This is a genomic window from Pontibacillus sp. HMF3514 (assembly GCF_009858175.1).
Classification (GTDB): domain Bacteria; phylum Bacillota; class Bacilli; order Bacillales; family BH030062; genus Pontibacillus.
On sequence record NZ_CP047393.1, the window covers coordinates 1,068,501 to 1,085,688 of the forward strand.

Annotated in this window: 21 protein-coding genes and 1 pseudogene; 20 read left to right on the forward strand and 2 right to left on the reverse strand. The window is 37.0% G+C overall.

Translation table 11 applies throughout. The features are described 5' to 3' along the window. The first annotated feature begins 22 nt into the window (after positions 1-22). The 15 genes and pseudogenes from GS400_RS05580 to merA all read left to right on the forward strand — a co-directional run bounded on the left by GS400_RS05580 (position 23) and on the right by merA (position 11,292). Positions 23-562 carry a hypothetical protein gene (locus GS400_RS05580; protein ID WP_160099800.1) on the forward strand — a complete coding sequence of 180 codons (540 nt, stop codon included), beginning with the start codon at positions 23-25 and terminating at the stop codon, positions 560-562. Between the two features lie 9 nt (positions 563-571). Then, the gene (locus GS400_RS05585) at positions 572-1,111 is read left to right on the forward strand and encodes a GNAT family N-acetyltransferase (protein WP_160099802.1); all 540 of its coding nucleotides are present in this window, start codon (positions 572-574) and stop codon (positions 1,109-1,111) included. A gap of 284 nt (positions 1,112-1,395) precedes the next feature. Further along, a complete protein-coding gene (locus GS400_RS05590; protein WP_160099804.1) occupies positions 1,396-1,554 on the forward strand; it encodes a hypothetical protein in 159 nt (52 codons plus the stop codon). A gap of 103 nt (positions 1,555-1,657) precedes the next feature. Continuing rightward, positions 1,658-1,768 (forward strand): annotated as a pseudogene (locus GS400_RS05595) (topology modulation protein); the annotation flags it as partial. Positions 1,769-1,859: 91 nt separating this feature from the next. Beyond that, entirely contained in the window at positions 1,860-2,312 is a 453-nt protein-coding gene (locus tag GS400_RS05600; protein ID WP_160099806.1) for an NUDIX hydrolase, read from the forward strand. Positions 2,313-2,323: 11 nt separating this feature from the next. Further along, complete coding sequence (locus tag GS400_RS05605) at positions 2,324-2,977, forward strand: hypothetical protein (RefSeq protein ID WP_160099808.1); 654 nt, start codon at positions 2,324-2,326, stop codon at positions 2,975-2,977. A 15-nt stretch (positions 2,978-2,992) separates the two neighbouring features. Beyond that, a complete protein-coding gene (locus GS400_RS05610; protein WP_160099810.1) occupies positions 2,993-3,214 on the forward strand; it encodes a hypothetical protein in 222 nt (73 codons plus the stop codon). Beyond that, entirely contained in the window at positions 3,199-3,792 is a 594-nt protein-coding gene (locus tag GS400_RS05615) for a histidine phosphatase family protein (RefSeq protein WP_160099812.1), read from the forward strand. The genes GS400_RS05610 and GS400_RS05615 overlap by 16 nt, the downstream gene beginning before the upstream one ends. A 430-nt stretch (positions 3,793-4,222) precedes the next feature. Further along, entirely contained in the window at positions 4,223-5,497 is a 1,275-nt protein-coding gene (locus GS400_RS05620; RefSeq protein WP_160099814.1) for an ABC transporter substrate-binding protein, read from the forward strand. 61 nt (positions 5,498-5,558) lie between these two features. Further along, complete coding sequence (locus GS400_RS05625; protein ID WP_160099816.1) at positions 5,559-6,524, forward strand: carbohydrate ABC transporter permease; 966 nt, start codon at positions 5,559-5,561, stop codon at positions 6,522-6,524. After that, positions 6,508-7,347, forward strand: a complete 840-nt coding sequence (locus GS400_RS05630) for a carbohydrate ABC transporter permease (RefSeq protein WP_160099818.1) — start codon at positions 6,508-6,510, stop codon at positions 7,345-7,347. Before GS400_RS05625 ends, GS400_RS05630 begins: the two co-directional genes overlap by 17 nt. Before the next feature lie 51 nt (positions 7,348-7,398). Next, the gene (locus GS400_RS05635; RefSeq protein WP_160099820.1) at positions 7,399-8,742 is read left to right on the forward strand and encodes a GH1 family beta-glucosidase; all 1,344 of its coding nucleotides are present in this window, start codon (positions 7,399-7,401) and stop codon (positions 8,740-8,742) included. Positions 8,743-8,984: 242 nt separating this feature from the next. After that, the gene (gene merR / locus GS400_RS05640; protein ID WP_160099822.1) at positions 8,985-9,407 is read left to right on the forward strand and encodes a mercury resistance transcriptional regulator MerR; all 423 of its coding nucleotides are present in this window, start codon (positions 8,985-8,987) and stop codon (positions 9,405-9,407) included. Continuing rightward, positions 9,404-9,628: a mercury resistance system transport protein MerF gene (merF, locus tag GS400_RS05645; RefSeq protein ID WP_160099824.1), complete on the forward strand. Its 225-nt coding sequence runs from the start codon at positions 9,404-9,406 to the stop codon at positions 9,626-9,628. Before merR ends, merF begins: the two co-directional genes overlap by 4 nt. Positions 9,629-9,648: 20 nt before the next feature. Next, complete coding sequence (merA, locus tag GS400_RS05650; RefSeq protein WP_160099826.1) at positions 9,649-11,292, forward strand: mercury(II) reductase; 1,644 nt, start codon at positions 9,649-9,651, stop codon at positions 11,290-11,292. A 175-nt stretch (positions 11,293-11,467) separates the two neighbouring features. Here the strand turns inward: merA and GS400_RS05655 are convergent, their stop codons facing one another. Both GS400_RS05655 and GS400_RS05660 read right to left on the reverse strand, forming a co-directional pair. Next, positions 11,468-12,061 (reverse strand): hypothetical protein, encoded by a 594-nt coding sequence (locus GS400_RS05655; protein WP_160099828.1) that lies wholly within the window; start codon positions 12,059-12,061, stop codon positions 11,468-11,470. 115 nt (positions 12,062-12,176) lie between these two features. Next, positions 12,177-12,686 carry a DoxX family protein gene (locus GS400_RS05660; RefSeq protein ID WP_160099830.1) on the reverse strand — a complete coding sequence of 170 codons (510 nt, stop codon included), beginning with the start codon at positions 12,684-12,686 and terminating at the stop codon, positions 12,177-12,179. A 466-nt stretch (positions 12,687-13,152) separates the two neighbouring features. On the opposite strand from GS400_RS05660, the gene GS400_RS05665 reads away from it, so the two are divergent. Genes GS400_RS05665 through GS400_RS05685 form a run of 5 tightly spaced genes read left to right on the forward strand, consistent with a single transcriptional unit; the run spans position 13,153 to position 16,982 of the window. Further along, the gene (locus tag GS400_RS05665) at positions 13,153-13,461 is read left to right on the forward strand and encodes an HMA2 domain-containing protein (protein WP_160099832.1); all 309 of its coding nucleotides are present in this window, start codon (positions 13,153-13,155) and stop codon (positions 13,459-13,461) included. A gap of 25 nt (positions 13,462-13,486) precedes the next feature. Beyond that, complete coding sequence (locus GS400_RS05670; RefSeq protein ID WP_160099834.1) at positions 13,487-14,026, forward strand: HMA2 domain-containing protein; 540 nt, start codon at positions 13,487-13,489, stop codon at positions 14,024-14,026. Beyond that, a complete protein-coding gene (locus GS400_RS05675; RefSeq protein WP_160099836.1) occupies positions 14,016-16,202 on the forward strand; it encodes a heavy metal translocating P-type ATPase in 2,187 nt (728 codons plus the stop codon). The genes GS400_RS05670 and GS400_RS05675 overlap by 11 nt, the downstream gene beginning before the upstream one ends. Further along, entirely contained in the window at positions 16,129-16,701 is a 573-nt protein-coding gene (locus GS400_RS05680) for an HMA2 domain-containing protein (protein ID WP_236561160.1), read from the forward strand. Before GS400_RS05675 ends, GS400_RS05680 begins: the two co-directional genes overlap by 74 nt. A 20-nt stretch (positions 16,702-16,721) precedes the next feature. Continuing rightward, a complete protein-coding gene (locus GS400_RS05685) occupies positions 16,722-16,982 on the forward strand; it encodes a hypothetical protein (protein ID WP_160099840.1) in 261 nt (86 codons plus the stop codon). The last annotated feature ends 206 nt before the right edge of the window (positions 16,983-17,188 follow it).

The window sequence follows — 17,188 nt, forward strand, 5'->3', positions numbered from 1 at the left end:
TGGGAGGAGGAAGCCCGAATCTATGAAAAAGCAAACGATGTATCTTCTCTTCGTATTCGTGTTTGGTTTAAGTGGATGTAATACAGCAAAGGGTTATTATCCCTCACTTGAGGAAGCACTAAGTGTTTATAGTGACGGTGAAGAATCTCTACTATACCAAAATGATAAGAATCAGACCGCTGTGTTCCAGTATAAGAACAATGTGGTTATGTGTTTTTATGAAATGGAGAACGGAACATACAAGTTCGAGGAAGGAAACGGAGAGACTAGCTTTTACATAAACAGAGCTGATCCATTTAATTATCATTATTTTACTCATCCAGAGACAAATCAATTATATTTCTTTGGGACCGTACAGAAACTTAAGAATGCTGAAAAAATAACAGTAACCTACAGCTATACCTATGAAAATGAACAGGTAAGTGAGCAAAAAGAAGAGAATATTAATGAACATAATATTTTTGTCATTCCTCTTAATAGGGAGTTAACGGAGATCAAAAATATATCCTACAAGCTTTATGATACCAATGGAGAAATGATAAAAGAAATTGAAAGAAAGTAGTGGCGATGAGTGAATCCAAAAGAATTTAACATCCATAATGTAAGGTACTCGATAAGGGCTGCAAAAGAAGAAGACGCGAACCAGTTATCCCAGCTAAGGTTACAGATCGACGGTGAAACAGAAAACATGGACCGTGAAAAAGGGGAAGCTTATATTGATGAAGCGGGCTTTAAACAGCTTATCAAAAGTGATAGAGAACATGAGCGTAATTTATTTATATTGGCAGCAGTTGATCATAATATTGTAGGTTTTTCGAGATGTGAAGGGGCTTCCCTAAAAAGAACGGCCCATAAAGTGGAATTTGGAGTCTGTGTTTTACAAGATTATTGGGGTTATGGAATAGGGACTAATCTGTTAAAAGAATCAATTAGCTGGGCAGACGCTAGCGGCATTGAAAAAATCTCATTGAGTGTCCTAGAAACCAATAAATCAGCTATCAAACTTTATAAAAAATACGGGTTTGAAGTTGAAGGTGTATTGAAGAAAGATAAGCTTTTATCAGATGGAAATTACTATAACACGATTGTGATGGGGCGTATTCGTTTATAAACTGCAAGGAGGAACAATATGAAACCCTACAGAAAATTCTTTTGTTCATGACTTTAGTTGTACTAGGTGCTTGTAACAATGCTGGGGAACCTTCAATAGATAGAGAAAAAACTACTCAAAAGTTGCCTGTAGAAATTAGTGATAAGAGGATCGATAAACATAGATTGGCAGCTAAGTGAGACCTTCGAAGCTGGAATCTATACTATCAGAGGTGTTCCAAACAAACTAGGATTTATTGATGCTCCTTTCATCGAAAACCAACCTCAAAAATATATGTGGCATTTTTGGGAGACCTTCCCAAAGGAGACTTAACGGTAGTTGGGATTAAAAAAGGAAGTCAGGATATCGCCCCTGTACTTTTAACAGGGAAGGATTATGTATGGAATTACAATGCTCCTGGAGGTCCAAATAATGGGCAGATGCTCATGCGCCTTCCAACATGAAGCTAACAGAAGAGGGGAAATGGGCGTTGCTTGTCTATTTGGGTGATGAGTACTTTGGTCAGGTGGTTGTAGAAGTAAAATAACAGGAGAAGGGGGGATTCTGTTGAAACGCATTATGGTAATGGGAGCTTCAGCTAGAGTAGGGAAGTCCACTTTTGCAAGAAGGCTAGGTGAAAAATTAGATATCGATGTCTATCATCTTGATACAAACTACGAGTGTTTACTTGTTAAAACAGATCAGCAGATCGAGCATTACATACAAGACGTGATGAATTACATAACCGCAGAAAACTAGGGGGAGTCAGATGAATTATGTACAAGATTTAAGACGTTATGTAGGACATAAACCGTTAATCCTTCCAGGAGCCGTCGTCATTATGATGAATGAACACAATCAAATCCTTTTACAACATCGAACAGATGGGGGCTGGGGGTTACCCGGTGGCCTCATGGAATTGGGAGAAAGCCTTGAGGATACAGCAAGAAGAGAAGTGAAAGAAGAAACGGGACTGAACATTGGAGACCTAACATTATTAGGTGTATTTTCTGGCGAAGACTATTATTTAAAAGTAGCCAATGGGGATGAGTTATACTCTGTTACGGCAGTTTATGTTTCATATGATATTTCAGGTGAGATTGAAATCGATGAAACAGAATCCTTAGAAGTAAAATATTTTAACCTAGATAGCTTACCGAATGATCTTAAAGGGGAGTACAGAGGCTTTATCACTACTTATATCGATGTTTTGGTGAGATAAGGAGTAACGTTATGAAAGAAATGCTTTATAAAAACATAAACATGAAATCCGGCCTCGTGCTTATAGTCATTCTCACATTAATGGTATGGGGTGGGTACAACTGGCAAGAAAAAAGACAGTATGAAGACTATATAACCAATTACATGATGAGTGATGAGTTATGGCAAGTAACCCATTCTAGTAAAAAAGCAATGAATGTGATGGAAGAAGTAACTTCAACAAAGGTGATTACCCCAGAGCAAGCCTCTACTCTTAGTAGCGAGTTTACTAGAATTCATGAGCTAACCTGGAAATATGAAGGAATGGCTCATGAATTCGATCGGGTTGGTGAACGTGACAATTTAAGTATCGGCAGTGAGACATCAATGGTTGCTAAGGACATAGCTAGTTACTTTAAAAATATGGCGTATGAGTTAAAAGAAGCGAAACAACTTTCAACTGAAAAACTAAAGCGATATCAATCGGTCTTAATGCTGACTAGTGGCTGGTACCAGGTTGATCAGGAGGTATTAGGCCCTGATACAATGGAGCGTCTGAAAGAAAGTGGTATTAAGGGGGATCTTTGGGTTGACTATCTAAAGGCCCTTCAGATTTCTACAGTCAAAACGGTCAAAAGTATTCCAGTGGAGGTTGAGATTTTAGATTTTGACGCTTATTTGGGATGAGGTAGGGATGTATTTATGTTACAAGTGCTTAGCGTAGTTGGGTTTATTTTATTTGTATTTTCTAAGAACATTGCAATTGTAGTGTTGAAGTGGCGTAAAAATATAGAAAATGATTTTAAAAACGACAGCGAAATACAAGTGAAGATTTCAAAATTCAATCTCAAGCTTAAAGGGATTGGATTTTTATTAGTTGTTATAGCTTCAAGTATAGGAGTGATTATGTGGAAATTTTACTAATCCGACATGGTGAATCAGAAGCGGACCTCCTAAACGTTCATGAGGGTAGAGCTGACTTTTCCCTAACTGATTTAGGACATCAGCAAGCAAGGGCTATGGCTCATAGAGTAAGCTCTGAGTTTCCACGAGATATCATATGGTCGAGTACGTTAAAGAGGGCGAGGGAAACAGCATCCTACCTTGCTGAACATACTGGATGTGAAGTGAACAAGGAAGCTGACTTAAGAGAGTTCAACAATGGAGTCTTTGCAGGTGTTGATTTTGAAGAAGCTAAAAAACTCCCATTGCCAGAGCATCCTCATGAGAGAGTCCAAGATGGCGAGTCGTTTATTGAATTTAGAATGAGAATTGAAATGATCTTCTCTAAAATCATTGCTACTTCAACTCAAAATCGTGTAGCCATAGTTGCTCACGGTAGAGTGATTAATAATATTCTACAGTCTTTTCTTAAGAATCCTATAACAAAAGACTATTGGTTTAAGACTTGGGATACGGGAATGCATTTAGTTGAGATTACGGAGAGAGATCGAGTTATCCATTTTTTGAATGATAGAAAGCATTTAGATTCATTGAATTAATAGTGGGGTTTGGATAGTGAGTGTTTTAACCTAACAACCTTTACTTGTGCTCTTCTTATTGCTAGGCCCTTTATTTTATTTAAGATTTAGAGAATATAATAAGCTCTTTATTCAGATGGAGAAGTCATAGCTAGTGAAAATTAAGTAGAGAAAGTAGTGTAACGTTCTAATGCATCTGATTCACTTTGTACAATTTTGCATACTTACACATTCTTAATTTACCAATATCGAAATCGGTTTCTTTTTTTGAAAAAAACTATTGAAAACGGATACATAAAAATTTATAATCAAAATAAGTTAAAAAAGAAACCGGTTTCGAAAATGGAACCGGTGCTTCTTTTAAAGAAATAGAAACCGGTTTCGTAAGGCATCTTTGTTTTAATCTATGATTCTTAAAGCTATGAGAATTTATTTTAGGGGAGGAAACAGGATGAAGAAAATGTATGTGTTATTTGCTTTGCTTCTGAGCTTTAGTGTGCTTCTATTTGGTTGTAGTGAAGAGGAAGCTACAGGAGAAGGCGGCGGAGAGAAGGTTGAACTGGATTTTTGGGTATTTGGAGCAACGAACTATGAAGATTTAGCAGAAGAATATCAGAAAGACAACCCAAACGTGACGATTAATGTACGTAAATCAGAACTAGGGGATCATCATAATAGCTTATTTACAGCTATTTCCTCTGGAACTGGTGCACCTGACTTAACGATGATTGAAATTGATCAATTGGATCGATTCCGTGAAGCTCAAAGTCGCTTTACAAATTTATATGACTTAGGTGCAGAAGAAGTACAAGACAAATACTTAGATTGGAAATGGAATATCGCAGAAAATGGTTCAGGAGATTTCCTATTTGGACTACCGACGGACATTGGACCTAAAGCGATGTACTATCACACAGAAGTGTTCGAAGATGCTGGTTTACCAACAGAGCCAGATCAAGTGAGTGAAATGATTTCAACTCCAGCTGAATTCAAGGAAGCAGCTTCTACAGTGTTAGCGGAGACGGGCAAGCCTATGGTAGACAGCATGGAGATGGCGTTTCGTGCAAATATGGATGCTTTAAAGGTTAGTTATTTTAACCGTGATGGTGATCTACTAATCGAAGAAGAAGACAACAAAGTTAAAGACGCATACGATTTTGCAGTTGAGTTACATCAAGAAGGTTATGTTGGCGAATATGAAATGTGGACACCTGAATGGGCAAATGCATTAAATAAAGGTCAATTTGCTGTTGAGATGGCTCCTGCATGGTTGAAAGGGTACATGACCGAGAATGCGAAAGAAGCAAAAGGCAAATGGCGTGTTACGACACTTCCTGATCAATTTGCAGGAAACTGGGGTGGCTCCTATATCGCAATCCCTAACGAAACGAAACAGAGTAAAGAAGCATACAAGTTCGCAAAATGGCTTGTAAGTCCTGAGAATCAATTGAAATCGTTTGTGGATAGTGGTCTATTCCCTTCAGCTCCTTCAGTGTACGAGAAGGAAGAGTTCAAACAGAATTCAGATGAATATTTTGGTGGACAAAATACTGCAGAAATTTTTGCTGAAGCAGCACAAGACATTCCAGCTGTTTATAAGGGTCCAAAATATGTAACGGTTAACAATGAAATGTTAACAGCTCTTCAAAATGTGCGCGACGGTGGAGATCCGGAGAAAGAATGGGATGCTGCTGTAAAACGTATCAAGGATGTTCTGAAGAGATAGTTTTTAAACAGGGGCTGGATGGCGAGTGCTATCTAGCCCTTATTGATAGGAGGTTCAGCGGATGGAACTTACCCGAGCGAAACAAGAAACCAACACACCAAAAGGGAAAAAATTATCTGAGAAGAAAAAAGATATGGTCTCAGGGTATCTGTACATAGCTCCTTTTTTCATCGTTTTCGCAGTAATTGGATTATATCCTGCCGTATTCAGTATTGTACTGGCTTTCCAGAAGTGGAATGGCTTTGGTGATATGCAATTTGTCGGATGGCAAAACTTCTCCCTAGTCTTACAAGATCCCCTTTTTTGGAAGTCATTGTATAACACATTTATTATGGGGATCCTTGGTACTGCACCTCAGTTATTAGTCGGAATTGTATTAGCTTACTTCTTAAACATGGCCGTCATTAAGTTTACAAACTTTTTTCGAGTAAGCATCTTTATGCCTTATATCACCTCAATGGTTGCTGTAGCTTTGGTGTTTGGTGTCTTCTTCAGTAGCAATGAAGCTGCGTTAGCTAACTATGTCATTGGCTGGTTTGGCATTGATCCGGTCAATTGGAAAACCTCCGAATGGGGAGCGAAAATAGCGATTTCTCTTATGGTTTTTTGGAGATGGGTTGGCTACAATACGATTATTTATTTAGCTGGTCTACAAAGTATCCCGAAAGACTTATATGAAGCAGCGACAATTGATGGGGCAAACAAAGTGCAACAATTCTTCCACATTACAATACCTTTATTAAAGCCTTTCATACTTTTAACTGTATTTATGTCTACAGTTGGAGCGATGCAGCTCTTCGCTGAGCCAACAGTTTTCTTAGGATCATCGGCCTTTTCAAGAGATGAAGCGATGACAGTCGTGATGTATTTATACAGAGATGCCTTTACCTTAAATTCCTTTGGTACAGCATCTGCGACAGCTGTTTTATTGCTGATTATTATCGTGATCGTTGCTTCTTTAAACACGTGGTTAACGTCAGGATCTAAACGAAAAAAGGGTGGGTTGAAAAATGCGAAAAGATCATAAGAAGAAGTTTTCATTAGGGACCATTCCTATTTATGCAGTGTTAATCTTCGCATCTCTTTTTTCATTGTTCCCGTTTTACTGGATGTTTGTTATGGCTACGAGACCAAGTGAAGCCTATAACTCTATTCCACCAGCGCTGATCCCTGGTACAAAACTTGTAGAAAACTTTCAAAAGGTGCTAGATTCGATTCCATTCTTTCAATCGATGTGGAATACGATTCTCCTCTGTACGAGTGTAACGCTGGTCGTTTTACTGATTAGTTCACTAGCTGGTTTTGCATTTGCAAAATTCCACTTTCCAGGGAAGAATGTTTTATTTATCTTAATTTTACTTACGATGGTTATCCCGCCACAGCTGGGATTGATTCCTCAATACTATCTTGTTTCAAAGCTAGGATGGTTAGATACATTATTCGGAGCTGGAATTCTGTATCTCTTAAATCCATTGGGAATCTTTTTGATGCGCCAATATGTGTCTCAATCTGTTCCAGATGAACTGATTGAAGCTGCAAAATTAGACGGATGTTCGAATTTTAGAATCTATCGAAGTATCGTATTGCCGATTATTAAGCCAGCATTTGCGACATTAGGAATTATCGTCTTCACGCTAGTATGGGGAGAGTTCCTCTGGCAATTTACTGTGTTAAGAAGTCCAGAATCCTATACATTACAGGTTGCTCTTGCTTCTTTAAACAATGCTTATAATGTAGATTTTGGAATGCTTTTATCAGGCGTATTCTGGGCAACTATTCCTTTAATTGTTATTTTTCTTATGTTTAACAGATTGTTTATTTCAAGTATTACAGAAGGTTCCATTAAATAAGTATATGACGCACATAGAGAAACAATATTTGATCGTTACGGAGGTAGAAATATGACAACAATAGAGTTTCCGCGGGATTTAAAATGGGGAGCTGCAACAGCTGCGTATCAAATTGAAGGGGCAGCCAATAAAGACGGCAGAGCACCTTCTATTTGGGATACCTTTTCACACACACCCGGCAATGTAAAAAATGGTGATAATGGGGACGAAGCTTGTGATAGTTATCACCGTTATGAAGAAGATGTTCAATACTTAAATGATTTAGGGGTAGATGTATATCGATTCTCGATCTCCTGGCCAAGAGTCATGCCTAAAGGAACAGGTGAGTTAAATCCAGAAGGTGTAAAGTATTATCGAAACTTGATTCAAGAGTTATTAGATCATGACATCGAGCCGATTATTACTCTATATCATTGGGATCTACCGCAAACCTTGCAAGAACATGGTGGTTGGGAGGTCCGCAGTACGACAGATGCTTTTAAAGAATATGCAGTAGCTATGTTCAAAGAGTTCGGTAATGTCGTTAAGAAATGGATCACGATTAATGAACCTTGGTGTGCCTCTTTTCTATCAAACTATTTAGGCATACATGCTCCAGGGAAGCAGGACCTACAAGCTTCCATTAATGTATCTCACCATTTATTATTAGCTCATGGGAAATCCGTAAAAGCGTTTCGTGAAATCGTACCAGATGGAGAAATTGGGTATGCACCAAATGCGGACTGGCTAGAACCTTATAGCCAACAGCAAGAAGACATTGATGCATGTGAACGAGATATGCAATGGAAGATCGAGTGGTTTATGGATCCAGTCTTCAAAGGAGAATATCCTCAATTACTTCAAGATATTTTCGCAAAACATAATGGTTATCTACACATAGAAGATGGAGACATGGAGTTAATCTCTCAACCGATTGATTTCATGGGAATCAACTATTATTCAGGTAGTGTGGCCCGATATAAAGAGGGAAATGGAATGTTTGAAGTAGAGCCGATTTGGGTTGATTATCAAAAGACTGACATTGGCTGGCCCGTTTATGCTGATGGGTTTTATAAATTACTAACACATCTTCAGCAAAAATATGGCGATGTTCCAATCTATATCACGGAAAATGGCGCTTGTTATAATCATGAGATAGAAGATGGCGTTGTGAATGATGAGGAAAGAATTGATTATTTGAAGCAGCATTTAACCGCACTTCATCGCGCGATTAAATCAGGTGTTCCGATTAAAGGGTATATCCTTTGGTCACTTCTGGATAACTTTGAATGGGCAGAAGGGTATAGCAAACGATTCGGCATTATTCATGTGAACTACCGTACGTTTGAACGTACGAAGAAGGAAAGCTTTTATTGGTATCAGAAGGCTGTTCAAAATAACTGGTTTGAAATATAGTTGAGCAAGGCTAATCGAGAGCGAGACCACATAGGTTTCGCTTTTTTATTGGGGCAGATTGTGGAGGACTTGAATTAGAGATAAAGTAGGATTATTCAAAAAATATAGTTTTAGCTTATTTCTATATAAAGAATAAATGAGAGAAAATCAATTAAGTAAAATTAAGATTATTATCCAAATATTTTTATCGCTTGACCCTGTACTATAGTACAGGGTTTATAGTATATAGTGAGGTGATTTCTTTGGAAATTAAAATTAGCGAATTAGCTAAGATATGTGATGTGAATAAAGAAACTATCCGTTATTATGAACGTAAATCTTTAATTCGAAAGCCGTTTCGGAATAACTCTGGTTATCGTATTTACGGAGAGTCTACGATAAAACGGGTTAAATTTATCAAAAAAATGCAGGATCTTGGTTTTACTCTGAATGAAATACACAAATTGTTAGGAGTGGTCGACAAAGATGCTGACCGTTGTCAAGATATGTATCAATTCGTTTCAGAGAAGCAACAGAATGTAGAAAGGAAAATTAGAGAATTACAACATATTCAAAAAGTTTTGAATGATTTGAAGGCGTATTGTCCCAACGAAAAAGATCTTTATACTTGCCCTATCATAGAAAACGTGATTGAAGGTGGAGGAACAGAGGTGGGGGATGTATGAGAGAGAATAAATGGTTTATCGGAAGCTTAATCGGATTCTTTGTAACTCTTCTTTGCTGTGTAACGCCTTTATTAGTTGTTTTATTAGGATTGGTTGGTTTAGGAGCGTGGATTGGATATTTGGATTACGTTCTCATTCCGTTTTTGATTGGTTTTATGTTAATTGCAGTAGGAGCTTATAAAAGAAGAAAACGAACATCATCCAAAGACTGCTGTTCTTAACATTGATAAAGGAGGAAAACATGAGAAATATTAAACTGGTAGTAAAAGGAATGACATGTAATGCCTGTGAAGATCATGTGCGACATATGCTACAAAAAAATGGCGCTGAAAATGTTCGTGTGAATTATCAAGAAGGAAAGGCTGAATTTCAACTACGAGATGTATACAAGGAAGAGGATATACGGAAAGAACTACAAAAGACAAGGTATCAACCAAGGGAAATGTTTCGTATATCTTCGGATGATGAAAAAGATTCAACAGATGAAACTTATGATTATGATTTTTTAATTATTGGTTCTGGTGGAGCCGCCTTTTCAGCGGCAATCCAAGCTACTGAAAATGGATTACGTGTAGCTATGGTAGAGAAGGGGGAAGTTGGGGGGACGTGTGTAAATATCGGATGCGTACCTTCTAAAACCCTTCTTCAAGCTGGACACATTCAATTTCAAACCGAACAACACCTATTCGAAGGTTTAAACACGTCGGCAGACCAACCAGATATGAAGGGACTACAGAACCAAAAAGAGCAATTGGTTCAACAATTACGTAAAGAGAAGTACGAAGATCTTATTCAGGAATACGGGTTCGATCTCATTAAAGGGGAAGCTTACTTCCGTGATTCACACACCGTTTCCGTCGAGGGAAGAGATTTAACAGCTAAAACCTTTTTAATTGCCACAGGTGCCTCTCCTTTCATTCCGGACATTCCCGGATTGAAAGGGACTAACTTTCTTACAAGCACGCTTGCTTTAGAGTTGAAAGAAGTACCTAAGCATCTGGTTATTATAGGGTCCGGTTACATTGCTCTAGAATTAGGACAGATGTATCGCCACTTAGGCGCTGAAGTTACACTCTTGCAACGCAGTTCGAATATCTTGAAACATTATGATCCAGAGATCTCTGAGACCGTTGAAAATATGTTAAAAGAAGAAGGTATTACATTAATAAAAGATGTTGTTTATAAAAAAGTCGAGGAGAATAACGGTCAAAAGTTCGTCCATATTGAAGTGGAAGGCAAGCCAAAATACATTCAAGGTGATCAACTTTTAGTTGCTGCAGGAAGAAAGCCCAATACAGAGAAACTCCATGTAGAAAACATCGGTTTAGAATTGGGGGAACATGGTGAAGTACTCACGAATGACTACTTAGAGACGAATATCCCCCATATCTATGCAGCTGGTGATGTAACACTTAGCCCTCAATTCGTTTATGTGGCAGCTCACCAAGGGGGCATCGTTGGACAAAACGTATCGAAGCAAACGAAAAAAACACAAAAATTGGCACATATACCGACGGTTACGTTTACGACTCCTTCAATTGCTTCAATTGGATGGACAGAACACCAGGCCAAACAAGCGGGGTATGATGTGACGACATCCGTTCTTCCATTAGAATCAGTTCCAAGAGCAATAGTGAACCATCAAAAACTTGGTGTTTTCAAACTGATCATGGATAAAAAAAACAACCAGATTATGGGTGCCCATGTGGTTGCTGAAAATGCAGGGGATGTCATTTATGCAGCTACGTTAGCCGTCAAATTCAATTTAACAGCTGATGACCTTCAAGAAACCATGGCACCTTATCTTACGATGGCTGAAGGATTGAAATTAGCCAGCCTTACGTTCGATAAAGATGTATCCAAACTGTCTTGTTGTGCTGGTTAGATAAAAGTTCACCGTCACTTACGGTGAACTTTTTTAGTAGAGGGGCTGATAGTTTTAATAAGGAAGATTGGTATCCATATATAAATTATTTAAAGTACATGTCGTAATATAAGGATAGATCATTGTGCCTGCCTACATTATATTTAGTAGGGTAGTCATTGGGGGAGAGAAAAGATCAACTTTCTTTTAGTTTATTCACATGTGTAAATATTCGGAAAGAAAATTTAGTTTCTAATAAATAAATGAATTTACCCATGAAAAAGATGATTTTTGTAGAGCCTCGAATGGCGATTTCCTTACATAAAGCTTTTCCACCTACTGTAAATCCGGCTACAATACTGGTGAAAATAATGGCTATAATCGAATAATAAATAGAATTCTCGCTTTGACCAGCCATTAGTGATATTTGTAATATTACTGATGCCGAAGCTGATCCACTAATGACACCACATATATCTCCGACTACATCATTAAAAAAACTTGAAAACACTTCTGCGTTTTTGCAAATTTGTACGGATTCTTTTGCCCCATTAATCCTCTTTGCTGCCATTGCATGGAATGGAGACTCATTTGCAGCAGCTGCTGACAGTCCTATTGTATCTGATGCAATTCCAAACAGAATAAAGAATAGGACAATAGATATTCCTAATAAAATAGAAGAATTAGATAATACAAATGTTGATATAGAAGAAAAAATAGCAGCAAGGATTACAGTGAAAACAGTGATCTTTGTACTCCAACCTAACGATTTGGTAAGCAAGTTTTTCATTTATTACTCCACCTCTAGTACTTTCTATAACCTAAAATTTTTCTGAACAAATCTTCAGTATCTAAGATTTGTTCAGAAAGAGGTATGCAATTTACTAAATATATTAATCTATTATTTAGTATTGTCTAATTTCATCCGTGTTATTTTTAGAGCGAGTGGTCCTACCAAGTAAAGGACTCAAATAATAATCAATTCCATAACGACCGGCATTTGTACCACTAGCAATAATGATAAATTCCATTATGATGAGATTAGGATTAACACTAATAGTACCCGCGAATAAGAAACTAAAGTTTAGAAATGCACCCATCAAGCTAGAAAATCTTGTGAATACACCTAGGATCAATCCAGTTCCAACGAGGACTTCTCCTAAAGGAACTAAGAAGTTGAAAAGTTCAACATTCGGTAAGACGAAGTTTTCTAGAAAACTTGCATACCACTGTTGTACTGAGGGGTGTTCTCCACTAGATTTACTAATAGCTCCTTTTATGAATCCAGTTGCATTAAAAGGTTCTGGTCCAAACATTTTCCCCCATCCTGCTGAAAGGAATTTCCACCCAACAAACAATCTTAATAGAGTTAATATTGCAGACGCGATTTTACTTGAACGTAACCATGAAACCATATACTCATCCTTTTTATTCTGAAATTGGTGAAGATAAAGTGCGCTTACACACTTCAATATTTCACCTAGTAACAAAAAGTTTACCTAAGGAAACTTTTTGTTATGGATACAATTCTATAATGGGGAAACTCTATGTGTCAAATTGAAAAATAAGTAAATCATAACAATCAATCGCTCGTGCAGGACAAGTACTTCTATAAGTGCTCCAGAATATAAGGGTGAAAGTAATAATAGGTTTAATACAAGTACACAATCATGATCGAATAAAACATCGCTTTGCTTTATTAAAGTGGAATCGTATCAATTCCTCCCTTTCCCTTCTTACAACCACTAGTGACACTGTGGCAGCTTATCATTGGTGAGGTATCAATACTCTTCTCAATCTAAGTATGAAAATCAATATTATGTCTATAATAGTAGCGTAATGAAAGCTAGTATAAATTGGCGGGTAAAAAGAGGTACACAAATGCTTTATGAAGTAAAAAAACTATTACTAACAAGACGTATAAAAGATTTGTTAGAAAAGAATCAAATAACTATTTTACATTACATACCAGGTAGAGTACGTCTATGTTCTCCTCTGTGGAAACAACATCCTGAAATAATCACACGCTTAATATTCGAATGTAAGAATGAAAATAGAATTCGTTCGGTTACTTATTCAAACGAAACAGGAAGTTTATTAGTGAAATTTGATGCAACTCCTGTTACAGATTTATACCAAATTGAAATGTGGATTGAAACTTTAGGATCCATATTGAATGGCAATAAGTAAGGAAAAGAAAGGAGATACCTAACACATGATCTCTTCTTTGCTGGGTATTAGCACGTCTATAATCGCACCCAAGCTACTTTCCAACTTGAAAGATCAAAAGATACACATTCTACATGTTATGCCGGGGAGAATTAGATTACAGTGTGACCAATGGAAAAACAAATTAGTCGCACAGTCATTAGAAAGCTCATACAAACAAATACCAGTCATTAAAGACGTTAAATGCTCTCCATATACTGGTAGTTTATTACTGGAGTTTAATGTACAACATTTAGACCCTGATCATTTTCACCAATTATTGCAACACGCGGTAAATGTATCTCAAGAATTGTATCCAAGCATGGAATCGGAATTAATGAAGAAAATGCGTGGTACCGTAAATTCTTTTGATGGTCTTATTAAAAAAAGAACTTCAGGTAAGGTAGATGTAGACTCTTTACTTTTGTTGATCATGTTAGGTAAAGGAGTAACGGGTTTCAATAGAAATCCTGCCTTTTCTAGCAGTTTATTGTTTTGGGCCTACACCCTTATTAAAAATGAGGTAGAAATTAAAGATGATAACTAATTACACTGTTATACATAAACTGCCAGGCCGTACTCGGTTAAGAGTTCACTCAGAAAATAGGCCAGTTGAAATAGAGTCATTTTTCCGTATTGTGCCTTGTGTTAAGTCAGCCTATTACACAGTGGAAACACAATCTGTTTTAATATATCACTCTGCAGAGATATCTTGGGAACAAATTGTGGAAATGATTAAGGCGCGATTATCTAAATTCCCATTTGAAAATCATAATCAAGACCTTGCTCAAGCAAAGAAAAACCTATTCCATATTATTCTAGGGTCAGGTGTTGTCATCTTAGATATTTTGTTCTCAACTTCTCGCATATCCAAAATGGGCCTATCTAATTTTAGGCAGTTTTCCTCAATAGCAGCTCTTTTTTCTTCTGTCGACATATTCAAAAATGGTTTTCAGTCCCTGATAAAAGACCATCGTGTGAACGCTGATACTCTAACTTCATCAGCTATTTTAGCTTCTATTTTAAAGGGAACACCTAAGTCAGCCCTAGTCATAACGATCATGTCCAATATAAGTGATCTCCTTTCTTCTTATTCAATGAATCGTACCCAGAATTATGTACGTAATATGCTGCAGTTAAATGTGTCTTACGTATGGAAAATTAGTGAATCAGGTGCGGAAGTAAAAGTTCCTCTTCAAGAAATTCAACAAGGAGATGAAATTGCAGTTTTTATCGGAGAAAAGATTCCTGTAGATGGAATAGTCATAGATGGAGCGGGATCTATAGATGAGTCATCCATAACTGGAGAATACATTCCCAATGAAGTCATCAGGAATAGCCATGTGTACGCTGGAAGCATTTTGAAGGATGGGCATTTGAAAATTAAAGTGGAAAAAATTGGCGAAGATACTACTGTCAAAAAGATTGTGCACATGATTGAAGAAGCACAAAATAAAAAGGCCCCAATTCAAACGATATCTGATCGAATATCAGAAAAACTTGTCCCGGTTTCCTTTTTAATGGCCGGACTTGTCTATGTGTTTACAAAAGATTGGAACCGTGTGTTAAATATGTTGGTTATTGATTACGTATGTGGTTTAAAACTATCAACGGTTACTGCCATCTCTTCCGCAATAGGAAAAGCTGCCCAGAAGGGTATTTTAATTAAAGGTGGAGAAGTTATTGAAAGTTTGAGCAAAACGAACACATTAATCCTTGATAAAACAGGCACTATCACAGAAGGAAAACCTGTGGTGGAAAAAATTATTGCTTTCTATGGTAATTCAGAGGAGGATGTTATTCGGTATGCTGCATCTGCGGAAGAGCACTCATCTCATCCTATAGCGGAAGGGATATTAAAAAAGGTAAAGGAAATGAATGTTGAAGTGCCTGAGCATGACCATAGCCAAATGGAAACCGTTATTGGTAGGGGGATCCATGCAGTTGTAAATGAAAAGCATGTTCATGTTGGTAACTTAATGTTTATGAATGATGCAAATGTAGACGTTTCCCCATTATCAACTTACGAATATGACGTACAGAGTGATAACAATTTTGTTTATGTATCTTATGATTACCAATTAATCGGCATGATCAGTATTTATGACCAGGTACGAAATGGGATGAAACGAACAGTAGATCAATTACGAAGACAAGGTATTGGTGAAATTATCATGCTTACTGGTGATAAGGAGCATGCAGCTCAAACAATAGCTGAAGAACTGCATTTGGACTCGTATCAAGCTGAATTAATGCCTGAAGAGAAAGCACATTGTATTAAAACCTATAAACAAAGAAATAATACAGTTATGATGGTTGGGGATGGTATAAATGATGCTCCTTCCCTCGCACATGCAGACATTGGGTTAACAATGGGAGCAAAGAGGACTGATATTGCAATGGAGGCTAGTAACATCATTATTACTTCAGATGATCCATTAGCGATATCAGATACCATAAGGCTTTCTCATCAAACAATGAAAACGATTAAGCAGAATTTTGTAGTAACAATCGTAGTTAATACCTCCGCCATATTACTTGGTTCCTTAGGTGTTATTTCCCCAATCATCGGAGCTGCGCTGCATAATGGTGCTACCATCTTAGTTGTACTGAATGGAGCCAAAATTTTATTCTGGGGGGAACATAAAAGTGGAAGTGAAATACGCTATCATTCACGAAATTCCCGGTCGGCTACGTATAATTATTCCAGCATTAGGAGATAAAAAAGAATATCATGCTATTGAATATATGTTTTCTTCCTTAAATGGTATTAAGGATGTCAAAATTGAACCGATTATTCAATCAATGGTCATTGAATATAATTCTGATGTAGTTAGTCGAAAAAATATCTTAGAATATATTTCACTCTTTTTTAAACAGACTGATTTGGATCCATTAGATAATTTAATGGTTCAGGTTAAACCGAATATTCGAAAAGATATATTTCGTTCGTTGATTTCAGGGTTATTAATTCTTATCGCCTATACTCGTAAGACTATAGGTAATCGACCAGATACACTTGATTATGCGGTTGTAATTTCTACAGCTTATACTGTTTTATCTCACGGTAAAAATAAGTTCAGTCACCCAGATGTTATAACAGGGATTGTTAGTATGTTCTCGTTAGGAACAAAAAACATTCTTCATGTATCTTTAGCCACTTGGGCTGTTAACTTGTTGGAAATTTTCCATGATATAAAAAGAAGTCAATATATTCATTAAATACTAAGGAGGAAAAGTACATGGCGTTTAATCAAGATTTTCTAATGGGATTTGTTTCAGGAACTGTAGTTGGTGCAGTGGGTTATCGTTTATATGAACAAAATGGTGCTCAACTAAGTAGTTTGGTACAATCGTCTCCTTTAAACATGGGGATGGGTACTTCACCGTATAGTCAGCAAGAGACGGGTACACAACACTCTTATGAACCATCTATTGAAGAACTTGTTGCTCAAAAAGAAAAGTTAGATGATTTAATTGCAGAGAAAAAGTTAGCAAATTAATCAATTTATAAACCGAGTAGTGGGAAAACTCCCTTAGCTACTCGGTTTATTTTTTTGTTATTCGCCAGAACCTTTGAACAGCATACCTTTGAGTAGTATGCGAATATATATGGGTTCCATTCTGCATGATTGGAACAGGGACGGTTTTAAATTTGTATGGTTAAGAGGAGAATATTCTGTAACAAAATAAAAAATGGTGTAATAGT